This is a genomic window from Nocardioides sp., assembly GCF_964229035.1.
In the GTDB taxonomy this organism is placed as follows: domain Bacteria; phylum Actinomycetota; class Actinomycetes; order Propionibacteriales; family Nocardioidaceae; genus Nocardioides.
This window is the reverse complement of record NZ_CAXRAZ010000001.1, coordinates 166,191-184,399: the sequence shown is the minus strand read 5'-3', so window position 1 is coordinate 184,399 and position 18,209 is coordinate 166,191. Positions and strand designations below refer to the sequence as shown.

Here is an 18,209-nt window from a genome sequence, read left to right as displayed (position 1 = left end):
CGGGGCGGCGTTCGCACGTCCTGGGCCCGCGCGACCTCAGCCCGGCAGCAGTCCGAGGCCCACCGCGGCCTCCTGCAGCGAGCCGCGGACATCGGGGTGCGCCGCGTGCTCGATCAGGTTGCGCGCCTGGTCGCCCTGGGTGCGGCCGAACACCTCGGCCACGCCCTGCTCGGTGATCACCGCACTCGGTTGGAAGGACGTCACCGGCTCATCCACCAGCGGCACGATGGTCGACACGTCCGCCTTCGGGTGCCAGGAGCGCAGGGCCATCATCGCCTGACCGCCGGGGGAGTGCATCGCGCCGACGAGGAAGTCGGTCTGTCCGCCGAACCCGGAGTGGATGCGCGCGCGGATCCGCGAGGCGTTGGCCTGCCCGAACAGGTCGATCTGCAGCGCGGTGTTGATGCTCACCATGCGGGGGTTGCGCGCGATGACGCCGGGGTCGTTGGTCACCTCGGTGCGCGCCATCCGGATCCGCTCGTTGCCGTCCACCCACGCGATCAGCTCCTCGGAGCCGAACAGGAAGGAGGAGGTGATCGGCACGTCGCGGTCGAGCGCTCCCGCCTGCTCGAGGGTGAGCACGGAGTCGGAGAACATCTCGGTCCACACCCGCAGGCCGCGGCGACCGGTGAGCCCGCGCAGGGAGGCGTCCGGCACGGCCCCGATGCCCGCCTGGAGGGTGGCGCCGTCGTCCACGCGGTCGGCGACGAGGGCGCCGATGCGCGCCGACGCGTCGTCGATGACGCTCGGGGGACGCGAGGGCAGCGGCTCGTCGGCCTCGATGAGGACGTCGATCGTGTCGAGGTCGACCTCGCTGTCGCCGAAGGTCCACGGCATGTGCCGGTTGACCTGGGCGATCACCGTGCCGCCGCGCCGTCGCACGGCCTCGATCGCCGCGGGCAGCACGCCGACCTCGATGCCGAGGGAGACCTTGCCGCCTCGCGGCGGTGTCGTGTGGAGGACGACGGTGTCCGGCGCCAGCGTGCCGGCGAAGAGGCCGGGCACGAGGGAGAGGCGCGAGGGCACGTAGTCCAGGCGCGGACTGTGTCGCTGCCCGGGGCCGACGAACGGGCTCTCGAGCCGCACGCCGTCGCGGTCGGGGAGCCCCACCTGGCCGTTGAGGGTCCACAGCCGGTAGGAAGGCAGTGCGTCGTCGATCAGGCGCGCGGTGTGCCACGGGGTGGCGTGGTTGCCGGTGAGCACGATGCGGGGGTCGTCCGGCAGGCGACGCAGCGCGGTAGTGAGGTCCACACCGCCATCCCAGCAGACGCCTCCATGTGATGCAGATCGTTAGGTTTGCCTTGCCTATTTGGTCTAGAGTGGGGCCATGGGCAAGGGCAAGAAGGCGACGACAGCGAAGCTGCCGAAGACCAAGTGCTGCGCGTCGAAGTCGAAGTGCGGCCGCTGCCCGCTGCGCATGATGAAGGAGGGGACCCTGCCCTCCGGCTACACCGTCAAGAAGCGCGTGCTCGTGCGCGTCGACGGCGGCAAGGTCTCGAAGAAGCAGCTGCAGAAGGCCGCCTGAGCGGCCGCGACGAGACTCCCTAGACTTCGATCATGGCCGCCCCTCGCTTCACCGACCAGCTCAACGTCCAGATCGGCAACGAGTTCGCGGCGCACAACCAGTACCTCGCCTGCGCCGTGTACTACGACGCCCTGACGATGCCCCAGATGGCCGCCTTCTTCTACGGCCAGGCGCTCGAGGAGCGCGAGCACGCGCTGATGATGGTGCAGTACCTCCTCGACACCGACGCCGAGGTCCAGATCCCCGGCGTCGAGGCGCCGGTCTCGAAGTTCGCCGATGTCGTGGCACCCATCGCCCTCGCCCTCGAGCAGGAGAAGCGCGTCACCGAGCAGATCTACGGTCTGCTCCGCATCGCGCGCGAGGAGCACGACTACGCCTCCGAGCAGTTCATGCAGTGGTTTATCAAGGAGCAGGTCGAGGAGGTCGCCACCATGAACGACCTGCTGGCCGTGGTGACCCGCAGCATCGACGACATCAACGCCATCGAGGACTGGGTTGCGCGCGAGCAGGGTGGTGAGGGCGAGGACCCCACCGCCCCGCCGGCCGCCGGAGCCGTCTGACCGATCGCGGTCGGGGCCGCGGCGGCTCAGACCGCGACGCGGGCGACGTAGATCCGGCGTGCGACGAACGCCCCGAGCACGAGGCCCAGCACCCCGCCGAGACCGGGCGCGACGCGGTCGTCGATCGCCTGGCCGACGACGATGCCGAGCACGCTCAGCGCCATGACGCCCAGCAGCAGCGCGGCGTTGGTGGCGACGCCGGTGAAGAACGCCTTCGTGAAGTCGTCCGGCGGCGTCTGCTCGGTGGCCGGCCGGGTGGTCTGCTGCTCTGCCGTGCCGCCGTCCGCGTCCGATCCGGAGTCGGGGCCGGAGCTGCGGAGCGGGGGGAGCGGCGTCGCGCGCACGACGGCGCTCGGCAGCAGGCGCCCGTAGATGTGGGGGAAGGTCTCGGGCGAGCCGGGGTGACCCTGCTCCTCGATCACCGGCACGTCGAGCAGGTCGGTGTCGATCTGCAGCAGCACCAGCGGCTCGGCGACGTCGGCGTAGAAGCGCTCGCGCGTCGCCGTCCACTGCTCGGCGCGGCTGGCGTGGATGAACCCGACCTCGTCAAGCGTCATCCCGAGCGTGGACGTCGTGTAGGCCCCCGCCTCCTGTGCGGCCGCCCAGTCGCTGGCGAGGGCGAGGTGGAAGATCGTGGCCATGGCCGCTGCTCCTGGGAGGTTCGGGGGAGGTGACGTCACGCATCCTGCCACCGCCCGAACGCCGCCGGCGTCGTGCCACTGCGCCGGGCGGGGCGACAGGCGCGGCACGGTCGCACGTTTCGCCCGCGAGTGCGCCGCAGTGGGCCTAGTCTCGATCCGGTCCCAGGAGAGGAGACGTCGATGGGGTTCTTCGGTGCGTACATGTACGCCGACGGTCGATGGTCGGACGTCGACATGGACGACGAGGTGCCGACCCCGGCGGAGCCGTGGATGTTCGTCCTGGTCTACGACGGCGACATCGGCACCATCAGGTACGCGCCGAACGGTGAGGCGGCGGGCGAGGCCTTCGTGGGCTTAACTCCGCGTGTCTACTTCGACGACGAGAACGCCTCCAGGCCGACCGATCCTGCGCGCGAGTCGCGAGGTCTCGCGGCCTGGGCGCGCGCCGTCGTCGGATCCGAGGTGGATGCCTCGCAGGTCGCGTCGTTCCTGGCGAGTGACGACTCCGACGACTCCGACGACTTCGTCGAGACGCAGCTCGCGGAGCTCCTCACGTACTTGGGGCTGCCCCTGCCGGCTGATCTCGCGCCGAACTAGATGAGCTGTGGCTCGGCTCGGCCGGGCCGCACAGCCGCCTCGAGCAGGTCACTCGCCTCACGGGCTGCGAGACTTCTACGGTGGAACGCACGTGCTCGGTCCTCGGCACGACGGCCGCGGTCGTCGTCCACCACGTCGACGAGCGGGTGGGCTGGTTCCGTCGGCAGCTCGTTCCGCGGGAGTTCCCCTACCTCGAGTGGACGATCGATGGCGTGCCGCTCACGAGGGTGGCTGCCTGGCCGGACGGTGAGGTCGCTGGCGAGGTGACGCCGATCCAGAACGGCTACGCGATGCGGGACTACGAGGCCGATTACCTTCGCGCGATGCTCGGGGACCCGGTCGAGCGGGACTGGACGATCATGTCCGACGGCCGCGTTCCGTTGCTCGTCTGCGGCATCGACTTCGATCTGAACTGCCGAGCGCTCACGGCAGAGCGTGTCCTCGGGGCGGACACGGTGGAGTGGCGCGATATCGCCTGGCAGGCCCACGACGAGCCCCTCGACCTCGGTGAGCAGGCGCAGCCGGCCTTCAGCCTCACCTTCGATCGCACGCAGTACGACAGCGTCGTGCGGCCCCTGTTGGCGTCTGCGGCGGAGAGCTAGAAGAGGCGCTCGGTGGGGTCGTCCAGTCCACGCAGCGCGTCGTAGTCCACGAGCGCGCAGGCGATGCCCTTGTCAGTCGCCAGCACTCTCGCCTGCGGCTTGATCTCCTGCGCGGCGAAGATGCCGCGCACCGGCCCGCGGGTGGTGAGCAGCGGGTCGCGGTTGAGCAGGTCGAGGTAGCGCTCGAGTTGCAGGACGCCGTCGATCTCGCCGCGCCGCTTGATCTCCACGGCCACGCTGAGGCCCTCAGCGTCGCGACACATGAGGTCGACCGGGCCGATGGCGGTGGGGAACTCGCGGCGCACGAGCGTGAGGCCGGGGGAGAGGGTGGCCGGGTGCTCGGCGAGCATCTCCTGCAGGTGCTTCTCCACGCCGTCCTTCTGCAGGCCGGGGTCGATGCCGAGGTCGTGGGCGGAGTCGTGGTGGATCTCGTCGATGAGGATCCGCAGGGTGTCGGGGGTCTGACCCTTCGGTGCGCGAGCGGTGACGACCCACTCGACGCGGCCGTCGTCGTCCACGCCCTCGCGCACGGTGCAGGGCGGCGACATCCAGTTGAGCGGCTTGTAGGAGCCGCCGTCGGAGTGCACGAGCACCGATCCGTCGGCCTTGATCATGAGCACCCGCGTGGCCATCGGCAGGTGGGCGGTCAGACGGCCGGCATAGTCGACCTGGCAGCGCGCGACGACGAGTCTCACGGGCGTCGAATCTACCGTGGACGACGCTCGCCGCCGTCCTCGGCACAGACGCGCTCCGCAGCACAGGTGTGAGGTGGCTCTCGACCGTGTCCAGATTGTTACCGATCGGTAGTCAGGGTGCGCGACCGGTGGCAGGATCCGGCCCATGACCTCGAGCGAGCAGATCTTCAACACCCTGGTGCTGCCCTACCTCAACCACGCGGTGCGCACGTACGAGTCGGGCTACGCCTCGGTGACCGACATCGACGCCGCGATGCGCTTCGGCTGCGGCTACCCCAAGGGCCCCCTGACCGTCGTCGACGAGATCGGTGTCGCCCAGGTGCGCGACCTGCTCGCCGAGCGGTACGCCGAGACCGGCGACCACCTGCACCAGCCGGCCGACCTGCTCGAGAAGCTGGCCGCCGAGGGTCGCACGTTCGCCGACGAGGCGGCTGCCGCCGCCGGCGGTGCGGCGCCGGAGTTCAAGCACGAGATCGCCAAGGTCGGCGTCGTCGGCACCGGCACCATGGCCTCCGGCATCGTCCAGGTCTTCGCCCAGGCCGGCTACGATGTCGTCTACGTCGGCCGCAGCCAGGAGAAGCTCGACGGCGTCGTCGGCTACATCACCAAGAACCTCGACCGCGCCATCGCCAAGGGCAAGGGCACCGAGGAGGGCAAGGCCGAGCTGCTGGGCCGCCTCACCGGCGCCACCACCCGCGAGGCGCTGGCCGACGTCGACATCGTCGTCGAGGCCATCGCCGAGGACCTCGAGCTCAAGCTCGAGCTCTTCCGCGACCTCGACCGCATCGTCAAGCAGGGCGCGATCCTCGCCACCACCACCTCCTCGCTGCCCATCACCAAGCTCGGCGAGGCCACCGCCCGCCCGGGCGACGTGATCGGCATGCACTTCTTCAACCCCGCGCCCGTGATGAAGCTCGTCGAGGTCATCACCACCCCGGCGACCTCCGCCGAGGTCGACGAGACCACCCGTGCCCTCACCGCCAAGGTCGGCAAGGTCGGCGTCTCGGCCGGCGACCGCTCGGGCTTCATCGTCAACCTGCTGCTCTTCCCCTACCTCAACGACGCCGTGAAGCTGGCCGAGGGCGGCGAGGAGCTCGCCACCATCGACGCCGCCATCAAGGAGACCGCCGGCTTCCCGATGGGCCCCTTCGAGCTGCTCGACGTGGTCGGCAACGACGTGTCGCTGGCCATCCAGAAGGAGCTCTTCGGCGAGTTCGGCGAGCCTGGCTTCGCGCCGGCCGCCACCCTCGAGGCCAAGGTCGCCGAGGGCAAGCTCGGCCGCAAGACGGGCGAGGGCTTCCACACCTACTGAGCAGCGGCCGAGCCCTCCCCGGCTCGGTGCCCCGGGCGCTCGATAGGGTGCGCGGGTGACGCTTCACCACACGGCTCTCGGCACCGCCGGGAGCCGTGTGGTCTTCCTCCACGGCCTCTTCGGCCAGGGCAAGAACTGGACCGGCGTCGCCAAGCAGATCGCCGAGCGCCACCGGGTCACCCTCATCGACCTGCCCCACCACGGCCGCTCGCCGTGGAGCGACCGCTTCACCCTCGCCGAGGCCGCGGCCGACGTCGTCGCCACCCTCGAGGACGACGAGCCGGTCGCGCTCGTCGGGCCCTCCCTCGGCGGCAAGGTCGCCATGGTGCTCGCCCTGCTGCACCCCGAGCGGGTCGAGCGTCTCGTCGTCGCCGACATCTCGCCCGTCGACTACCCCGGGCTGAGCGAGTTCCCCCGCTACATCGCCGCGATGAAGGCGATGGACCTCGCCGCGCTCCACACCCGCGAGGACGCCGAGCAGGCCCTCGCCGACGCTGCCCCCGACCCGACTGTGCGCGGCTTCCTGCTGCAGAACCTGCGCCGCGACCCTGCGTCGTCCACGGGGTGGCGGTGGCAGGCCAACCTCGAGGTGCTCGACCGCGATCTCGGTGCCATCAGCGGCTGGCCGAGCGACGAGCTCGCCGCCCTGCCGCCCTATGAGGGGCCGGTGCTGTGGATGGCGGGGGAGCGCTCCGGCTACGTGCGCCCCGAGTTCGAGCCGGCGATGGACGCGCTGTTCCCGCACAACCGCAAGGTCACCATCAAGGGCGCTGGCCACTGGCTGCACAGCGAGAAGCCGGAGATCTTCGTCGAGGTGCTGCGACGCTTCCTCGGCGACACCGGCGCTTGAGCGGGGACGCCGCCGGAGTGCGACGATCCCCGCCCTGCGCTCACCAGATGGATTCGGCGTACTCGGGGTGGTCGACGAACGGGTTGCGGTTGCCCTGCAGGCTGTAGACGCGGTCGTTGCGGGTGCGCTCGGCGGCGTCCACGGGGTCGGCGGCGTGCCAGGCCAGCAGGACCGAGATCCTGCCGAGCAGCGGCACCGAGCCGTTGACGGTGTTGTTGAGCTCGAGGTCGGCGAAACCGTCGCCGCCCTCGTAGCGCACCGCCATGTACATCAGCCCGCGAGCGAGATCGCCGCGCACGGAGGCGCGCGGAGCGAAGGAGTCGGCGTCGGTGCTGCATCCGGAGCAGTTGGCGACCGAACTGCCGCCGGTGTCGAAGTCCTTGTTGCCCCGTGTGGAGTTGACGGTGACGTCCTCGGGGCGCAGGTGGTGCAGGTCGGTGCCGGGGCCGGGAGCGGTGCCGAAGTCCCCCTTGCTCTGCGGCCAGGTGTGCTCCCTGTTCCACTGGCCCGTGCCGCCGCCGTTGCTCGACTTGGCGATCGAGCGACCTGAGTAGAACTCGACCACGTTGTTGCTGTTGGCCGGGTCGGCGTCGGTGGTCTTCAGCGCGTCCCAGACCTGGGTGTAGGTCAGGGCGCGGTGGTTGTCGATGATCCCGTAGAGCGCCGCTGCGAGCGCCGCACCGCTCTTGCCCGCGGCGGCGTCGTAGTAGCCCGCAGGTGCAGCCGACGTCGCGAAGGGCGCCGCCTGCGACGGGGATCCGGGCGCGGCGGACAGCCCGAGGGAGCAGAGGAGGGTCAGAGTGAGGAGGAGGGCGTGCGGCATCCGGCGCATCCCGAGCATGCGTGTCATGGCGAGGATCCTGCGCCAGCCGGCGCCCCGGCACCAGTCGCCACGTCGCGTCGACCACGATCGGAATGGGATGGTCGCCGACCGGTCACCCGGCGGTCGCCCGCGGTTGGACACGGCGGCGGGCGTCGCTAGCGTCGCGTCCGTGACGACGATCGCCTCGACGAGGCCCACCGCCCGGATCGGCTCCGGGCTGGCGTTCGCGCTGCTGTCAGCGGCCAGCTTCGGCATGTCGGGCAGCCTGGCGCGCCCGCTGCTCGACGCCGGGTGGACGGCGGGCAGCGTGGTGCTCGTGCGGATCGCCATCGGCGCCGCTGCGGTGCTGCCCTTCGGTCTCGCGGCCCTCGGCGGACGCTGGCACCTGCTACGCGGCGCGTGGACGACGGTCGTGCTCTACGGAGCGCTCGGCGTGGCGACCGCCCAGTTCTGCTACTTCTCCGCCGTGCAGACGATGGACGTCGCGCCCGCCCTGCTCATCGAGTACACCGCCCCGGCAGCCGTCGTGGGATGGATGTGGCTGGCGCACGGTCAGCGGCCGGGACGGCTGACCGTGCTGGGCGCGGTGGTCGCCGCGCTCGGGCTCGTGCTGGTGCTCGACCTGTTCTCCGGCTCCGACGTCGACGTGCGCGGCATCGCCTGGGCGCTCGCCGCGATGGTGGGATGCGTGGCCTACTTCGTGATCTCGGCCGACGAGAGCAGCGGACTGCCGCCCATGACCCTGGCGGCCGGAGGTCTGGTGGTGGGCGGGTCGCTGCTCGGCGTCCTCGGGCTGGCGGGGCTGATGCCGCTGGCCACCTCGTCGTCCGACCTCGCCTACGCCGGCATCGCGGTGGCGCCGTGGCAGGCCCTGCTCGCCCTCGGCATCGTGACGGCCGCGATCGCCTACACCTCGGGCATCGCGGCCGGACGCCGCCTCGGCTCGCGCCTCGCCTCGTTCGTGGCGCTGGCGGAGGTCGTGGTCGCGGTGCTGTGGGCCTGGCTGCTGCTCGACCAGCTGCCGGGCTGGATCCAGGCGCTCGGTGGCCTGCTCATCCTCGCCGGCGTGGTCGCGGTGAAGCTGGGGGAGCGCACGGTCGACGTGCCCGACGCCCCGGTGCTCACCTGATGCCGCAGCCGGGGTAGCCGCTAGGCGAGGTCTTGGCGCTTGATGACGACCTCGTTGACGATCAGCATGATCGCCGCCGCCACGGGGATCGCGAGCAGCGCGCCGACGACGCCGAGCAGGCCCGCGCCGACGATCGCGGCGATCACGATCACCGCGCCGGGCAGGTCGACCGACTTGCTCATCACCCGCGGGTAGACGAGGTAGTTCTCGACCTGCTGGTAGATCACGTAGAAGATGACGCAGGCGATGCCGGTGGGCACGTCGTTGGCGAACGCGATCGCCGAGACGATCACCGCGCCGATCGTGGCGCCGACCATCGGGATGACGTCGAGCACCGCTACCACGAAGGCCAGCGCGACGGCGTACTTGCTGATCGAGGTGAACGACAGGAACAGCAGCGAGCTCAGACCGGCGGCGAGCGCCACCACGAAAGCCCCTGAGACGTAGCCGCCGATGTTGGCGATGATCTTGTCGCCGAGCGCGGTGACCCGGTCGCGGCGCGAGGCCGGGGCCAGGCGGTACAGCGCGTGGGTGGTGCCACGCAGGCTGGCGAGGAAGTACAGCGTGAGCACGACGATGACGAACAGGTTGAAGGCCGCCGACACCAGCTTCAGGCCGAAGCCCAGCGCGCCGCCGAAGAGACTGGTGACGAAGTCGCCGTCGGAGATCTTGGCCTTGGCCTTGTCGATGATGTCGTAGTCGTCGTTGAGCTTGCGGATCTGGTCGTTCTTGGCGAGCTCGTCGAGGTAGCCGGGGGCGCTGCGGGTGATCGCCTGCACCTGGTCGGTGATCACCGGCACGATCGCGAAGAAGAAGAGGACGACGAGGCTCAGCGCTGCGACGATGACCACCGCCACCGAGATCGAGCGTCGCACGCCGCGCCGCTCGAGGAACTCCACCGCGGGGTTGAGTCCGGCGGCGAGGAAGAACGAGACCACGATGGTCAGCAGCACCGAGCCGATGGCGAGCAGCGCGGTGTAGAGGAAGTAGGCCGTGAGCGCGCCGAGGCCGCCCAGGAATCCGTAGAAGAACGGCGAGCGGCGGTCGAAAGGCTTGCCCGGCACGCCGTAGGGGGACGGCGGCGCCGGGGCCACCGCGGCCGGGTCGATGCCGCCGTGCTCGGCGACACCGTCCTCGGCTGCGGCGGCCCCGGTGCCGTCGGGGTGGGTCACCCGTCGTCCTCGCCGAAGCCGGCCACGAGGTCGGCCAGCGAGGACAGCTGGGCGGTGATGGCCGCGCGGCGCTTGGTGAGGCGCTCGAGCTCGGCGCGGCGGGCGGCGATGGTGCGCTCGAGGTCGGCGTCGGCGGAGGTGGTGATGGCCTCGGCCTGGGTCTGCGCGGAGGCCACGATCTGCTCGGCCTCGCGGCGGGCGCGGCTGAGCAGCGCCTCCGACTCGCTCTGCACCGAGGCGCGGTGCTCCGCGGAGCTCTTGCGCACCTCGGCGGCGCGGGCCTCGGCGGCCGTCGCGCGCTGCTCGGCCTCCTCGACCAGTCGGCGGGTCTCGGCGACGGCGCTGTTGTGGTGGTCGGTGGCCTCGCGGGCCAACCGCTCCTTCTCCATCGCCAGGGCGCGGCGGGCCTCCTGCACCTCGCGGTCGACGGCCGCCCGGGCCTGCTCGACCTCGCGCTGGGCCTGGCTGCGCAGCTCGGTGACCTGCTGCTCGGTGGCCCGGCGCAGCTGGTCGCTCTCGCGGCGGGCCGAGGCGAGGAGGTCCTCGGCCTCGGCGCGGGCGAGTGCGCGCTCCTGCTCGGCGTCGGTGAGCAGTCGCGAGCGGTTCTCCTCGAGCTCGCGCAGCTGCACCGCGCGCATGTCGTTGGCCTCGCGGGCCGCCTCGGCGCGCATCGCCTTGGCGTCGCGGTCGGCCTGCTCGCGGATCTCGGCGGCGTCGGCCTCGGCGGTGGTGCGGATCTCGGCCGCCTCCTCCTCCGCGAGGCGCAGCATCGCGCTCGCGCGACCGCCCAGGCCGGCGTAGGAGGGGTTCTCGGCCTCGGCCGCCTCGGTGCGCAGCCGCGCGACTTCCTGCTCGAGCTCGATCACGCGGCGCTCGGACTCGGTGAGGCTGGCGCCCAGCGTGGCCTTCTCGCTGGAGAGCTGGCGGATGCGCGCGTCGACGGCCTCGCGGTCGTAGCCGCCCTTGCGGACGACGGGGAGCCCGTCGCCACCGGGTGCTCCGAAGCCCACGGGCTGGCCGGTGGGAGCGCCACCCGGACGCGGGGCGGCCGGGCGCTGGGCCGCCGTGCGCTGCGCGGCGGCGGGGCGAGCCTGCTGTGCCGACGGGGCGGGCTGAGCGGCCTGGGCCGGGCGGGCGGGCTGTGCGGGGGCGGGCGCGGTGGGCAGGGGTGCGGTGCCCGGTGCCTCGCCGCTCGGGCGGGCGGGCGCGTCGTCCGAGGGCTTCACGGTGGGGATGACCTGGGTGGGCTCGTCGTCGGCAGGGGGCACGGCCGGGGACCTCTCGGGGTTGGCGGACTCGTCGTCGAAGATGGACAGACCCTCGTCGCTCATGGGGCTGGGTCGGCTCTTTCGTCGGGGGCGGGCGGGGACCGGGCCCATGATTCCCGATCCAAGGGCGGAAACCCACACCGCCTCGCGCATGGGAACCGGCTCGTCGCGGATCCTTACGCGTCTCTCAGGACGACGGTCGTGTTCGCGGGCCGTCAGAGCACAGCAGGCCCGCGCCGAGGCGGCGCGGGCCTGCTGTGGAGTGGATCAGGACGCGATCAGATGCCGCGGAACAGGTTGATCTTGTCGAGGTGCTTCTCGCGCAGCTCGTGGTTGAGCACGCCGAGGCCCTCCTCGGGGGAGAGGCACAGCACGCCGACCTTGCCCTGGTGCAGGTTGTGGTGCACGTCGAGCGAGGCCTGGCCGGTCTCCTCGAGGGTGTAGGTCTTCGACAGGGTGGGGTGGATCTTGCCCTGCGCGATGAGGCGGTTGGCCTCCCACGACTCGCGGTAGTTGGCGAAGTGGCTGGAGACGATGCGCTTGAGGTTCATCCACAGGTAGCGGTTGTCGTACTCGTGCATGTAGCCCGTGGTCGAGGCGCAGGTGGTGATGGTGCCGCCCTTGCGGGTGACGTAGACGCTGGCGCCGAAGGTCTCGCGGCCGGGGTGCTCGAAGACGATGTCGATGTCCTCGCCGCCGGTGAGCTCGCGGATGGCCTTGCCGAAGCGCTGCCACTCCTTCGGGTTCTGCTGGGTGCCCTCGTCGTTCCAGAACTTGGGGGCGAGCTCGGAGCGGTTGATCACCATCTCCGCGCCCATGTTGCGCACGATCTGGGCCTTCTCCTCGTTGGAGACCACGCAGATCGGGTTGGCGCCGCCGTTGAGGGCGTACTGGGTGGCGAAGCCGCCGAGACCGCCGGAGGCGCCCCAGATGAGGACGTTGTCGCCCTGCTTCATGTTGCCGCCGTTGGCCGAGACGAGCTGGCGGTAGGCGGTGCAGTTGACGAGGCCGGGGGTGGCGGCCTCCTCCCAGGTGAGGTGCTCGGGCTTCGGCATGAGCTGGTTGGCCTTCACCATGGCCACGTCGGCGAGGCCGCCGAAGATGGTCTCGAAGCCCCAGATGCGCTGGGAGGGGTCCAGCATCGCGTCGTTGTGACCCTCGGGGGCCTCGAGCTCGACGGAGAGACAGTGGGCCACGACGCGGTCGCCCGGCTTCCACTTGGTGACGCCGGGGCCGACCTTGAGCACGACGCCGGACAGGTCGGAGCCGACGATGTGGTACGGCAGGTTGTGGCGCGCGCCCATCTCGGACTCGCGGCCGTAGCGCTCGAGGAAGCCGAAGGTGGAGACCGGCTCGAAGATCGAGGTCCACACGGTGTTGTAGTTGATGGCCGAGGCCATCACGGCCACGAACGCCTCGCCCGGGCCGAGCTCGGGCAGCGGCACCTGGTCCACGTGCAGCGACTTGCGCGGGTCCTTGTCGCGGGTCGCGACACCCTCGAACATGTCGACCTCGTCCTTGTGGACCGTGACGGCCCGGTAGGACTCGGGAAGGGCCAGGCTGGCGAAGTCCTCCGAGGAGGTTCCTTCGGCCTGGATGGCGTCGAGGATGTGCTGCACGGTCTCTCCCTACGTGTCATGCGGGGTTGGGGCGTCGGCGCCGCGGAGGGCGGTCACCGGCTGGCTGCTGCCAGCACCGGTCGGTGTCGTCTGCGGGTCATGCGGGTGCTGCGCGCCCTGCGCGGCTCGATCGAGCCGAGCCCGGGACGGGCGAAGATTACCCATGGGTAACCGGGTCGTGTGCGGTTCGTGACGGTCGTCTCACGCCGGAAGTCCGGTTCGCCCTTCGTGGGGGCAGCCCCGGAGGTGCCGCGCACGCGCCGACCCGTGGGCCACGATAGGCCCCGTGACGCCCGCCGATGCCGAACCGTCCACCTCGCAGTCCGTGTCGCGATCCGTGTCGCGATCCGTGGCGCGGATCGTCGACCTCAACGCGGACGTGGGGGAGTCCTTCGGCCGCTGGCGCCTCGGTGAGGACGACGCCCTCCTCCCGCTGCTGACGAGCGCCAACGTCGCCTGCGGGTTCCACGCGGGCGATCCGCTCATCCTGCGCCGCACCTGCGAGCTGGCCGCCGCGCACGGCGTGCGCATCGGTGCCCAGGTGGGCTACCGCGACCTCGCCGGATTCGGACGCCGCTTCATCGACGTCGAGCCGGCCGAGCTCGCGGCCGACGTCCTCTACCAGGTCGGGGCCCTGCGGGCGCTGGCCGAGGCGGCCGGGGCGCAGGTGGCCTACCTCAAGCCGCACGGGGCGCTCTACCACGCCGTCAGCTCCCACCCGGCCCAGGCGGAGGCGGTGATCGAGGCCGCGCGTCTCAGCGAGCTGCCCGTGCTCGGCCTGGCGGGCTCGCCGTTCCTCGCGGCGGTGCGAGCCGCGGGGCTCGAGGCCGTGGGCGAGGGCTTCGCCGATCGTGGCTACCGACCCGACGGCACGCTGGTGCCCCGCAGCGAGCCCGGGGCACTGCTCACCGAGACCGGGGCGGTGGCGCAGCAGGCCGTCGCGCTGGCGACCCGCGATCGCGAGCCGGCCGCGCGTTCGCTCTGCCTGCACGGCGACACCCCGGGTGCCGCCGCCTCCGCGGCGGCGGTGCGCGAGGCGCTCGCGCGTGCCGGCGTGACGGTGCGGGCGTTCGCGTGAGCGGTGCCGACGCGGCACCCGTGCGACCCGGGCCGGTGTCGTGGAGCCGCTACGGCGACCGTGCGCTCCGCATCCGCGTGCCGGACGCCGACCACGCTCTCGCCTGCGCGCGCATCGTCGCCGAGCGCGGCCGCCCCCTCGTGGACGACGTGGTGCCCGGCGCACGCACGGTGCTGGTGCTCGCCCGGCCGGGCGTCGACCTCGCCGCGGTGCAGCAGCTGGTGCCGGGCGTCGGCGAGCTCGAGGCGGCCGTCGCGGCGTCGTCCACCGCGGCGGAGATCGAGGTGGTGGTGCCCACTGTGTACGACGGACCGGACCTCGCCGAGGTCGCGGCGCTCACCGGCCTGAGCGAGGACGACGTCGTGGCTGCGCACACCGGCAGGCCCTGGCGGGTCGCCTTCGTGGGCTTCGCCCCCGGCTTCGGCTACCTCACCGGCGGCGACCCGCGCCTCCAGGTGCCGCGGCGCGCCGAGCCGCGCACGCGGGTGCCGGCGGGCTCGGTGGCGCTGGCGGGGGAGTACGCCGGGGTCTACCCCCGCGCCTCCCCGGGCGGATGGCGGCTGCTGGGGCGCACCGACCTCGTGCTGTTCGACCTCGACCGTGATCCCGCGGCGCTGCTGACCCCGGGCACCCTCGTGCGCTTCGAGGCGGTCTGAGGTGGGGCTGCTCGTGCGCGCGGTCGGCGCCTCCTGCCTCGTCCAGGACGCCGGACGCCCCGGCCGCGCCGCTCTCGGCGTGGCGCCGTCGGGGGTGGCCGACCGTGCGTCGTCCGGCCTCGCGAACCGGCTGCTCGGCAACGCCCCCGGCGCGGGCGTGCTGGAGGTGCTGCTCGGAGGTCTGGAGGTCGAGGCGACCGCCGACCTGTGGGTCTGCGTGACGGGGGCGCCGGTGCCGATCCGCGCCGACGGGCGGGCGCGCGCGATCGGCGACGTCGTGCGTCTGCGGCGCGGTGAGCGCCTCGCGCTGGGCGTCCCCGCCCGAGGGCTGCGCGCCTACCTCGCGGTGGGCGGAGGCGTGGCGGCCGAGGAGGTGCTGGGCTCGGTGGCCCACGACACGCTCAGCGGACTCGGGCCGCCGCCCGTGCGGGTCGGCGACCTGCTCCCCGTCGGCCGCGGCGGCTCCGGCGCGCTCGGTACCCCGCTGGCGGGTGCCGTGGCTGAGGCGACCGTGCCGCGGGAGGTGCTGGTGCTCCGGGCGGTGCCCGGGCCGCACACCGACCGGCTCGTCGATCCGGGAGCCCTCCACCGCACGACGTGGGTCGTGAGCTCCGACAGCGACCGCGTGGGCGTGCGCCTGGTCCCCTCGCGCGGGGACGAGCCGGGCGCCCTGCCGGCGATGCGGCACCGGGAGGGGGTGGGCGAGCTCCCCAGCGAGGGGGTCACCCGCGGCACGGTGCAGGTGCCGCCGAGCGGGCTGCCCGTCGTCCTCGGGGCCGACCACCCGGTCACGGGCGGCTACCCGGTGGTGGGCGTCGTCCTCGACGCCGACACCGACGCCCTCGCCCAGGCCCGGCCGGGCACCGCGGTGCGCTTCGTCCGGGCCTGAGCGGGATCCGCCGGGACCGACCTCAGTGGCCGCCGCCCGCAGCGGGCTCGACGAGCTCGACGAGCACGCCGCCGGCATCCTTGGGGTGCACGAAGTTGATGCGGCTGTCGGAGGTGCCGCGCTTGGGCTCGGGGTAGAGCAGGCGCACGCCGCGCTCCTTGAGGATCGCCGACACCGCGTCCAGGTCGGTGACGCGGTAGGCCAGCTGCTGCATGCCGGGGCCGCTGCGGTCGATGAACTTCGCGATCGTGGACTGCTCGTTGAGCGGGGCGAGCAGCTGGATGCACGAGCCCGACTCGCCGACGGCGAGCATGGCCTCGCGCACGCCCTGCTCCTCGTTGGTCTCCTCGTGCACCGACACCAGGTTGAAGGTGTCGCGGTAGAACGCGATCGCCTCGTCGAGGTCGGGCACGGCGATGCCGACGTGGTCGATGGCGGTGAACAGGTGCTGGGGCAGGCCGTCGAGAGTCATGGGCCCATCATGCCGCTCCGTCCGCGGTGACCAGCGCCACATCGGGTGCCCCTGAGACCCCTCGCGGCCCGCGCGGGGGCGCGAGTAGAGTCCGGCGGGTTACCGCTCGGTCACATCTTTTCTCTCGTCACGGAGGCAGCAATGTCCGACAACCCCACCGTCATCGTCGCCGGCGCACGGACGCCGATCGGTCGCCTCCTCGGCGGCCTGAAGACCCTGTCGGCCGCTGACCTCGGTGGCGTGGCCATCAAGGGTGCGCTCGAGAAGGCCGGTGTGTCGGGCGACCAGGTCGACTACCTGATCATGGGTCAGGTCATCCTGGCCGGCGCCGGTCAGAACCCGGCCCGTTCGGCGGGCATCGCCGGCGGTCTGCCGCTGAACGTCCCCTCGATCACCATCAACAAGGTGTGCCTCTCCGGCCTCAACGCCATCGCCACCGCTGACCAGCTGATCCGCGCCGGCGAGGCCGAGATCATCGTGGCCGGCGGCATGGAGTCGATGACCCAGGCCCCGCACCTGCTGCCGAAGTCGCGCGAGGGCTTCAAGTTCGGCGACACCAAGCTGGTCGACTCGATGGCTTACGACGCCCTCTACGACCAGGCCACCCAGCAGGCCATGGGCGGCCTCACCGAGCAGATCAACGCCGAGGGCACCCAGCTCACCCGCGAGGAGCAGGACGCCTTCGCCGCCGCCTCGCACCAGAAGGCCGCTGCGGCGTGGAAGAACGGCGTCTTCGACGAGGAGGTCGTGCCCGTCTCGATCCCGCAGCGCAAGGGCGACCCGATCGTCGTCTCCGCCGACGAGGGCGTGCGTGGCGACACCACCGCCGAGTCCCTCGGCAAGCTGCCCCCGGCCTTCTCGAAGTCGGGCACCATCACCGCCGGCTCGGCCTCGCAGATCTCCGACGGCGCCTGCGCCGTGGTCGTGATGAGCAAGGCCAAGGCCGAGGAGCTCGGCCTCGAGTGGCTCGCCGAGATCGGCGCGCACGGCATGGTCGCCGGCCCCGACACCTCGCTGCAGCTGCAGCCGGCCAACGCCACCGCGAAGGCCTGCGAGAAGGAGGGCATCACGCCCGCCGACCTCGACCTCGTCGAGTTCAACGAGGCCTTCGCCGCCGTCGGCATCGAGTCGGCCCGCAAGCTCGGCCTCGACGACGCCAAGATCAACGTCAACGGCGGTGCGATCGCGCTCGGCCACCCGGTCGGCATGTCCGGCGCCCGCGTGGTGCTGCACCTGGCCCTCGAGCTCAAGCGCCGCGGTGGCGGCATCGGTGCCGCCGCCCTGTGCGGCGGCGGCGGCCAGGGCGACGCCCTCATCGTGCGCGTGCCCAAGGCCTGAGCCGTTTGACCGTCCAGAGCACCGGGGGCGGCCGTCGTGCGATCAGCGCGGCGGCCGTCCCCGATCTCGTCTCCAAGGCCCGCGAGGGCGACCCCCGCTCGGTCGGCCGCCTCGTCTCGCTCGTCGAGGACGAGTCGCCGCTGCTGCCCGAGCTGATGCGCCTGCTCGCGCCGCACACCGGCGGGGCGCGCATCGTCGGCCTCACCGGCGCCCCCGGCGTCGGGAAGTCCACCTCGACCAACGCCCTCATCGGCGAGTTGCGCCGGCGCGGCCAGCGGGTCGCCGTGCTGGCGGTCGACCCGTCGTCCCCGTTCTCCGGGGGCGCGCTGCTCGGCGACCGCATCCGCATGGGCGACCACGTGCTCGACCCCGGCGTCTTCATCCGCTCCATGGCCGCCCGCGGCCACCTCGGCGGCCTCGCGTGGACGACGCCCCAGGCCCTGCGCGTGCTCGACGCCGCCGGGTTCGACGTCGTGCTCGTCGAGACCGTGGGCGTCGGCCAGAGCGAGGTCGAGGTCGCCGGCCAGGCCGACACCACGATCGTGCTGCTCGCCCCCGGCATGGGCGACGGCATCCAGGCCGCCAAGGCGGGCATCCTCGAGATCGGTGACCTCTACGTCGTCAACAAGTCCGACCGCGACGGCGCCGACCGCGTGCGTCGCGACCTGCGCGCCATGCTCGGCCTCGCCGAGCGGCGCGACGACGCCTGGCGCCCGCCCGTGCTCGGCACCGCCGCCTCCACCGGCGCCGGCGTGCCCGACGTGGTCGACGCCATCGAGCAGCACGGCGAGTGGCTGCGCACCAGCGGCGAGCTGCACCGCCGTCGCGTCCGCCGGGCCCGCGAGGAGATCGAGACCCTCGCCCTCACCGCGCTGCGCCGCCGCTGGGGTTCGGTGGACGACGGCGACCGGCTCGACGAGCTCGCCGCGGCCGTGGTGGCCGGCACCGAGGACCCCTACACCGCCGCCGAGCGCCTGCTGTGA

General features: G+C 72.3%; 20 protein-coding genes. 12 read left to right on the top strand and 8 right to left on the bottom strand.

From position 1 onward, the window contains the following. Positions 1 to 36: 36 nt before the first annotated feature. Positions 37 to 1,251 carry an acetyl-CoA hydrolase/transferase family protein gene (locus ACERUN_RS00885; RefSeq protein ID WP_370287650.1) on the bottom strand — a complete coding sequence of 405 codons (1,215 nt, stop codon included), beginning with the start codon at positions 1,249 to 1,251 and terminating at the stop codon, positions 37 to 39. Positions 1,252 to 1,327: 76 nt separating this feature from the next. Here ACERUN_RS00885 and ACERUN_RS00880 point away from each other — a divergent pair, with 76 nt between their 5' ends. Together ACERUN_RS00880 and ACERUN_RS00875 are read left to right on the top strand one after the other, a co-directional pair. Continuing rightward, a complete protein-coding gene (locus ACERUN_RS00880; RefSeq protein WP_370287649.1) occupies positions 1,328 to 1,525 on the top strand; it encodes a hypothetical protein in 198 nt (65 codons plus the stop codon). Between the two features lie 32 nt (positions 1,526 to 1,557). After that, complete coding sequence (locus ACERUN_RS00875; RefSeq protein WP_370287648.1) at positions 1,558 to 2,085, top strand: ferritin; 528 nt, start codon at positions 1,558 to 1,560, stop codon at positions 2,083 to 2,085. A 26-nt stretch (positions 2,086 to 2,111) separates the two neighbouring features. Here the strand turns inward: ACERUN_RS00875 and ACERUN_RS00870 are convergent, their stop codons facing one another. Next, a complete protein-coding gene (locus ACERUN_RS00870; protein WP_370287647.1) occupies positions 2,112 to 2,726 on the bottom strand; it encodes a DUF952 domain-containing protein in 615 nt (204 codons plus the stop codon). A 180-nt stretch (positions 2,727 to 2,906) separates the two neighbouring features. On the opposite strand from ACERUN_RS00870, the gene ACERUN_RS00865 reads away from it, so the two are divergent. Beyond that, complete coding sequence (locus tag ACERUN_RS00865; RefSeq protein WP_370287646.1) at positions 2,907 to 3,323, top strand: hypothetical protein; 417 nt, start codon at positions 2,907 to 2,909, stop codon at positions 3,321 to 3,323. An 80-nt stretch (positions 3,324 to 3,403) separates the two neighbouring features. Further along, on the top strand, positions 3,404 to 3,925 hold the full coding sequence (locus ACERUN_RS00860) for a hypothetical protein (RefSeq protein ID WP_370287645.1): 522 nt from the start codon (positions 3,404 to 3,406) through the stop codon (positions 3,923 to 3,925). Here ACERUN_RS00860 and nucS read toward each other — a convergent pair. Continuing rightward, positions 3,922 to 4,620 carry an endonuclease NucS gene (nucS, locus tag ACERUN_RS00855; RefSeq protein WP_370287644.1) on the bottom strand — a complete coding sequence of 233 codons (699 nt, stop codon included), beginning with the start codon at positions 4,618 to 4,620 and terminating at the stop codon, positions 3,922 to 3,924. The two genes, ACERUN_RS00860 and nucS, sit on opposite strands and share 4 nt — an antisense overlap. 145 nt (positions 4,621 to 4,765) lie before the next feature. Between nucS and ACERUN_RS00850 the strand changes: the two genes are divergently transcribed. Then, positions 4,766 to 5,932, top strand: coding sequence for a 3-hydroxyacyl-CoA dehydrogenase NAD-binding domain-containing protein (locus ACERUN_RS00850; RefSeq protein ID WP_370287643.1), 1,167 nt, complete (start codon positions 4,766 to 4,768; stop codon positions 5,930 to 5,932). A 55-nt stretch (positions 5,933 to 5,987) separates the two neighbouring features. Then, positions 5,988 to 6,782 carry an alpha/beta fold hydrolase gene (locus ACERUN_RS00845; RefSeq protein WP_370287642.1) on the top strand — a complete coding sequence of 265 codons (795 nt, stop codon included), beginning with the start codon at positions 5,988 to 5,990 and terminating at the stop codon, positions 6,780 to 6,782. A 40-nt stretch (positions 6,783 to 6,822) separates the two neighbouring features. Here ACERUN_RS00845 and ACERUN_RS00840 read toward each other — a convergent pair whose 3' ends face one another. Further along, positions 6,823 to 7,632: an endonuclease I family protein gene (locus tag ACERUN_RS00840; protein WP_370287641.1), complete on the bottom strand. Its 810-nt coding sequence runs from the start codon at positions 7,630 to 7,632 to the stop codon at positions 6,823 to 6,825. Positions 7,633 to 7,774: 142 nt separating this feature from the next. On the opposite strand from ACERUN_RS00840, the gene ACERUN_RS00835 reads away from it, so the two are divergent. Then, complete coding sequence (locus tag ACERUN_RS00835) at positions 7,775 to 8,734, top strand: DMT family transporter (protein ID WP_370287640.1); 960 nt, start codon at positions 7,775 to 7,777, stop codon at positions 8,732 to 8,734. 20 nt (positions 8,735 to 8,754) lie between these two features. Here the strand turns inward: ACERUN_RS00835 and ACERUN_RS00830 are convergent, their stop codons facing one another. The 3 genes from ACERUN_RS00830 to ccrA form a co-directional block, all read right to left on the bottom strand. Next, a complete protein-coding gene (locus ACERUN_RS00830) occupies positions 8,755 to 9,906 on the bottom strand; it encodes an AI-2E family transporter (protein WP_370287639.1) in 1,152 nt (383 codons plus the stop codon). Further along, entirely contained in the window at positions 9,903 to 11,237 is a 1,335-nt protein-coding gene (locus ACERUN_RS00825) for a hypothetical protein (RefSeq protein WP_370287638.1), read from the bottom strand. Before ACERUN_RS00825 ends, ACERUN_RS00830 begins: the two co-directional genes overlap by 4 nt. Before the next feature lie 215 nt (positions 11,238 to 11,452). Beyond that, positions 11,453 to 12,793, bottom strand: coding sequence for a crotonyl-CoA carboxylase/reductase (gene ccrA, locus ACERUN_RS00820; RefSeq protein WP_370287637.1), 1,341 nt, complete (start codon positions 12,791 to 12,793; stop codon positions 11,453 to 11,455). Between the two features lie 349 nt (positions 12,794 to 13,142). Between ccrA and ACERUN_RS00815 the strand changes: the two genes are divergently transcribed. The 3 genes from ACERUN_RS00815 to ACERUN_RS00805 are packed head-to-tail and all read left to right on the top strand — an operon-like array spanning position 13,143 to position 15,416. After that, positions 13,143 to 13,871 carry a LamB/YcsF family protein gene (locus ACERUN_RS00815; RefSeq protein WP_370287658.1) on the top strand — a complete coding sequence of 243 codons (729 nt, stop codon included), beginning with the start codon at positions 13,143 to 13,145 and terminating at the stop codon, positions 13,869 to 13,871. Next, positions 13,868 to 14,527, top strand: a complete 660-nt coding sequence (locus ACERUN_RS00810; protein WP_370287636.1) for an allophanate hydrolase subunit 1 — start codon at positions 13,868 to 13,870, stop codon at positions 14,525 to 14,527. The genes ACERUN_RS00815 and ACERUN_RS00810 overlap by 4 nt, the downstream gene beginning before the upstream one ends. A gap of 1 nt (position 14,528) precedes the next feature. Further along, positions 14,529 to 15,416: a biotin-dependent carboxyltransferase family protein gene (locus ACERUN_RS00805; protein WP_370287635.1), complete on the top strand. Its 888-nt coding sequence runs from the start codon at positions 14,529 to 14,531 to the stop codon at positions 15,414 to 15,416. A gap of 22 nt (positions 15,417 to 15,438) precedes the next feature. On the opposite strand, the gene mce is transcribed toward ACERUN_RS00805, so the two are convergent. Then, positions 15,439 to 15,888, bottom strand: coding sequence for a methylmalonyl-CoA epimerase (gene mce / locus ACERUN_RS00800; RefSeq protein WP_370287634.1), 450 nt, complete (start codon positions 15,886 to 15,888; stop codon positions 15,439 to 15,441). Positions 15,889 to 16,029: 141 nt separating this feature from the next. Between mce and ACERUN_RS00795 the strand changes: the two genes are divergently transcribed. Together ACERUN_RS00795 and meaB are read left to right on the top strand one after the other, a co-directional pair. After that, entirely contained in the window at positions 16,030 to 17,226 is a 1,197-nt protein-coding gene (locus ACERUN_RS00795; protein ID WP_370287633.1) for an acetyl-CoA C-acetyltransferase, read from the top strand. Positions 17,227 to 17,231: 5 nt separating this feature from the next. Beyond that, positions 17,232 to 18,209: a methylmalonyl Co-A mutase-associated GTPase MeaB gene (gene meaB, locus ACERUN_RS00790; protein ID WP_370287632.1), complete on the top strand. Its 978-nt coding sequence runs from the start codon at positions 17,232 to 17,234 to the stop codon at positions 18,207 to 18,209.